Consider the following 4,192-nt stretch of genomic DNA (forward strand, 5'->3'; position numbering starts at 1 on the left):
TTCGCCTGTTTCACGATTTTGTTTATACTCTAATATTTCAGCACAATCTTTTACTCTTTCAGCCTTTTTAAATTCAAGAATATGCAGAAGTTCAAAGTAATCAACATTAGCGATTTTCTTTTCTCTCCATGGTCTCACTTTTCCACTTTTTGTCTTGTCCACTAAAACCCTTGATTTTTCATCTGAATAAATGCTACTATTAGGACACATAATATTAAAAGAAACCCCCATCTATTTAGTTATTTGTTTAGTCACTTATAACTTTAACAGATGGGGTTTTTCTGTGCAACCAATTTTAAGGGTTTTCAATACTTTAAAACACATACATACCAACACTTCAACGCACCTTTCAGCAACTAAAATAAAAATGACGTTATTTCTATATGTATCGAGAACCACAGAAAAACAGCTCTAGCAAATATAAAGGAGTACGATTATATAAAAATAAATGGAGGGCATCAATAACTATAAATGGCAAAAGAATTCATCTAGGTTCTTTTGACAAAGAAAGTGATGTAGCAAAGGCTTATAATATGGCTGTAGTAGATTTATGGAACGGAAATGGCTACTTAAATAGTGTATAATTATAGTATAAGGGGGAATTTAAATGAGTATATTAAAAAATGATAAACATAAGACAGAGGAACCCGTAGATGCAAAATATAGAGCGCTTGATTTCTTAGCAAAACGAATTAAGCAAAGTACCATTTATATAAAAAATGAGCTTGAACAATCTTTACAGAAAAAAACAAGTTTGAACAAAACAGCATTTTCAATGTATGTGAGTGTTTTAATTAATCTAAAAGACGAGTTAGATTATGAATTATTAAAATATGGTAGTACAGAAAGTGAAAAGAGTATGGAAATTTACCAATCACTTGAAGAAATTATAGAGGAATGTCGTTTACTAATAACAAATGATACTTTCAATTATGATGAAACAGATTTTCAACATAAAGTACGCTACATTGAAAGCCTATCGACTGATGAATTAAAGCGATATATATTTAACAGCTTAGTGCAAGAAAAATAAATATCATGTAAAAACCAATGGCTTAATGTCATTGGTTTTTTTATTCTACACTGATAATATTGCTTAAAGGTATTTTTAAACTATCTTTTCCATTTTCATTTGTAATGAGCATTGTTCCCCCAAATTCATCAACTTTATTTATATAACATTGTATTGATAGTATATAACCATTTTTCCAATAACTTACATCAGCAATAACGTGGTGTCTAATTTTGTGAGAGACTTTCTCATTAATCTCTTGAAGTTGTTCATCTGACAATAAAGGCATATCTATTTTATCTTGATCTTTTATATATTGATTTAATATTTCATGTTGTTCAGGGATAGTCTTAAATGCTCGCCACTTAACTATCCCACGCCCTTGTGGAATTCTAGGGTTTAAATATTCTCTTGGAATCTTTCTATAATCCGTTTCATATTTATATGGTTCAGGTAAATTAGGATTTATAACTTTCATTGTAGATGTCACCTCACCTCACATTATAGAACATGTGTTCGTATTATTCAAATGAATTCTTTAGAAGTCGCTTATTTATAACGCTCAACTATAATTGGTTGAGCGTTTTTTTCGACTTTTAGGGCGCTGAGAGAAGCTCTCACGTGCATTGAAAAATAATAAACGTGGATATTCGTACATAAACGTTCATATATCAATGAATTAATTAGAGCCTTTTGGTATGACCTGACCGGCCATACCAAAAGCCGAAATAATGAGTGAATGTGATGTGCATAGCGCACACACATCACATTCACATTTAAAATAAATTCAAAAATGGAGGGAAAGTGACGGTTCACTTTCCCTTTATTTCCATTTTTTTTAGAATTTATTTTTTTGTGTTGATACGCTCACACGCACAATCAGAGATTGTGCTTTTAACAAGCCTATTTGAGATTACAAGGGGCTTAAAACTTTTACTTGGTGGCCAAAGCCAGTCGTAAAACTTTTAAGGCTGAAACCCTTGCAATCTCAAAGTGCCGGCTTGTTGCAGTGGCTTCACAACACAGCAAAAATAAATAATTTCTAAAAGAAAAATTTTAGGAGGGTTTAAAATGGCTAATCTTATTGGACTAATAATTATTTTCATAGCATTTTGTGTCATGTTCTACCAAATCTACAATTACATCAATAAATAATAATCCATTCTGAAAGGGGGTGATATTAGTGAAAAGGATTAAAAGAAAGGAAGAAGAACAAAAAAAGAAGATTGCAAGAGCTAATTTGGTACTGGCATACCTAAACATAGCATATACAATCTTTAAATTAGTCCATTATTTATTTTGTTCTTAATTAAGTAGGGGTTCACACCCCCTACTACCTTTCTTCAATTATATCATAGGAGGGGCGAAATGAAAAATTACAACAAACTTATTTTTACTTTGTTACTATTTCTTACTGTTCTAAATATTATTGATTTTATATTGGAGGTTTTATAATGAATGATAGAAAACAAATTGAACTACTAAAAAAACATTATGTAAAAGGACTAAGAGTTGAATTAATTAGTGTGAATGATGATTTTACAGATTTAAAAAAGGGCGATTTAGGTACTATTACTAAAGTTGATGACATTGGTCAAATTCACGTCAACTGGGATAATGGTTCGACATTAGCATTAGTCTACAGTGAAGATAAATTTATCGCTTATACACCTAAAAATATTCAATAAATTAAAGCCCCCTAAAAATCGGGGGCTTTTGCTATGCCCTGATCGGCCATACCAAAAGCTGAAATAATGAGTGAATGTGATGTGCATAACGCACACACATCACATTCACATTTAAATTAAATTCAAAAATGGAGGGAAAGTGACGGTTCACTTTCCCTTTATTTCCATTTTTTTAGAATTTATTTTTTTGTGTTGATACGCTCACACGCACAATCAAAGATTGTGCTTTTAACAAGCCTATTTGAGATTACAAGGGGCTTAAAACTTTTACTTGGTGGCCAAGGCCAGTCGTAAAACTTTTAAGGCTGAAACCCTTGCAATCTCAATGCGCCGGCTTGTTGCAGTGGCTTCACAACACAGCAAAAATAAATAATTTCTAAAAGAAAAAATTTCAGGAGGTCATTAAAATGAAGAATTGCTCAAATTTAGATAATGATTTATTACAATTACTAGACACTAAATATAAAGATTTTAAATTCAAAATGGTTAATAGTAAAATATATCAAATTGATGGAAAATATGTAAAAGGTGTTCAACAACTTATATCAAAATCAAGCGACTATAATAAGTGGACTGGGAAGTATTTAATAACACTTGATAAAACTTATTTATGTATAGATAATTCTACAAATGATTGCTGGTGTGAAGAATTTAGAAATTACAATAAAGCGATTGGTTGGTTAAACGAAGAATTCGATGTTTAATAAATTTAAAATTAAGAAGCCTTTATACAAACATACTGTATAAGGGCTTCTTTTACACATATGTAATTTATATTTGTGTAACTTACACATGTGTTGTTTTTCAACTACTTTATTCATCAAGTGCTTTCAATATTTTAACCTTTTTAAGTAGATTATTTTTGTAATCTTCGATTTCTTCTAAATATATATCTTTATGAGCTAATGACATAAAGTTTAATATTTTTTTGGGGATATATTTATAAACATTAATCTGTTTATTGTAATCTTCTTCAATTTCTTTGAGTATTGAATAATATTTATTCAATATTTCAATATGCTCTATATATTCATAAGCATATTTATTAAATGTATAAGCGTGAATTTCTTCAAATAGTACGCCCATGTAAGTAAATGTTTTAGCATTAATTTTTAAAATTTCCCCATCATCAGACAACTTAAAGGCCTTGCTAGTTTTTAAGAATGATTGTAATTTTTCTAATATTAATATTAAATCTTCATATATTCTGTGTTTTTCTGGATTATATTCATACACATAGACTTTTTTGGGTTCTGTTGCAAAGTTGAATTTATAGTATAATTTTAACAAAAAGGAGTCTTCTGTATGGACTATTTCAGATATAAACAATTTAACAAGGATGTTATCACTGTAGCCGTTAGCTACTATCTAAGATATGCATTGAGTTATCGTGATATATCTGAAATATTAAGGGAACGTGGTGTAAACGTTCATCATTCAACGGTCTACCGTTGGGTTCAAGAATATGCCTCAATTTTATATCAAATTTGGA

General features: G+C 29.9%; 5 protein-coding genes and 2 pseudogenes. 4 read left to right on the top strand and 3 right to left on the bottom strand.

Translation table 11 applies throughout. The annotated features are described in order from the left end of the window. Positions 1-210, bottom strand: a pseudogene (locus KA926_RS13780) (protein rep); the annotation flags it as partial. Between the two features lie 397 nt (positions 211-607). Here KA926_RS13780 and KA926_RS13790 point away from each other — a divergent pair. After that, the gene (locus KA926_RS13790; protein ID WP_031590705.1) at positions 608-1,033 is read left to right on the top strand and encodes a hypothetical protein; all 426 of its coding nucleotides are present in this window, start codon (positions 608-610) and stop codon (positions 1,031-1,033) included. A 40-nt stretch (positions 1,034-1,073) separates the two neighbouring features. On the opposite strand, the gene KA926_RS13795 is transcribed toward KA926_RS13790, so the two are convergent. After that, the gene (locus KA926_RS13795) at positions 1,074-1,490 is read right to left on the bottom strand and encodes a YolD-like family protein (protein WP_031916275.1); all 417 of its coding nucleotides are present in this window, start codon (positions 1,488-1,490) and stop codon (positions 1,074-1,076) included. A gap of 976 nt (positions 1,491-2,466) precedes the next feature. On the opposite strand from KA926_RS13795, the gene KA926_RS13800 reads away from it, so the two are divergent. Beyond that, positions 2,467-2,700: a DUF4314 domain-containing protein gene (locus KA926_RS13800; RefSeq protein WP_071161943.1), complete on the top strand. Its 234-nt coding sequence runs from the start codon at positions 2,467-2,469 to the stop codon at positions 2,698-2,700. 407 nt (positions 2,701-3,107) lie between these two features. Beyond that, positions 3,108-3,404 carry a hypothetical protein gene (locus tag KA926_RS13805; protein ID WP_071161942.1) on the top strand — a complete coding sequence of 99 codons (297 nt, stop codon included), beginning with the start codon at positions 3,108-3,110 and terminating at the stop codon, positions 3,402-3,404. Between the two features lie 109 nt (positions 3,405-3,513). Here the strand turns inward: KA926_RS13805 and KA926_RS13810 are convergent, their stop codons facing one another. Further along, the gene (locus KA926_RS13810; RefSeq protein WP_210139077.1) at positions 3,514-3,990 is read right to left on the bottom strand and encodes a hypothetical protein; all 477 of its coding nucleotides are present in this window, start codon (positions 3,988-3,990) and stop codon (positions 3,514-3,516) included. Between the two features lie 15 nt (positions 3,991-4,005). Here KA926_RS13810 and KA926_RS13815 point away from each other — a divergent pair. Beyond that, positions 4,006-4,192 (top strand): annotated as a pseudogene (locus tag KA926_RS13815) (IS6 family transposase); the annotation flags it as partial.

Origin of the sequence: Staphylococcus sp. GDY8P94P (genome assembly GCF_017892255.1) — a bacterium.
Lineage (GTDB): Bacteria > Bacillota > Bacilli > Staphylococcales > Staphylococcaceae > Staphylococcus > Staphylococcus cohnii.

What these genes read in the sequence shown, in the direction of transcription:
- KA926_RS13790 (WP_031590705.1), top strand. Translation starts at nt 608, where the DNA reads ATGAGTATATTAAAAAATGATAAACATAAGACAGAGGAACCCGTAGAT.
- KA926_RS13795 (WP_031916275.1), bottom strand. Translation starts at nt 1,490, where the DNA reads ATGAAAGTTATAAATCCTAATTTACCTGAACCATATAAATATGAAACG.
- KA926_RS13800 (WP_071161943.1), top strand. Translation starts at nt 2,467, where the DNA reads ATGAATGATAGAAAACAAATTGAACTACTAAAAAAACATTATGTAAAA.
- KA926_RS13805 (WP_071161942.1), top strand. Translation starts at nt 3,108, where the DNA reads ATGAAGAATTGCTCAAATTTAGATAATGATTTATTACAATTACTAGAC.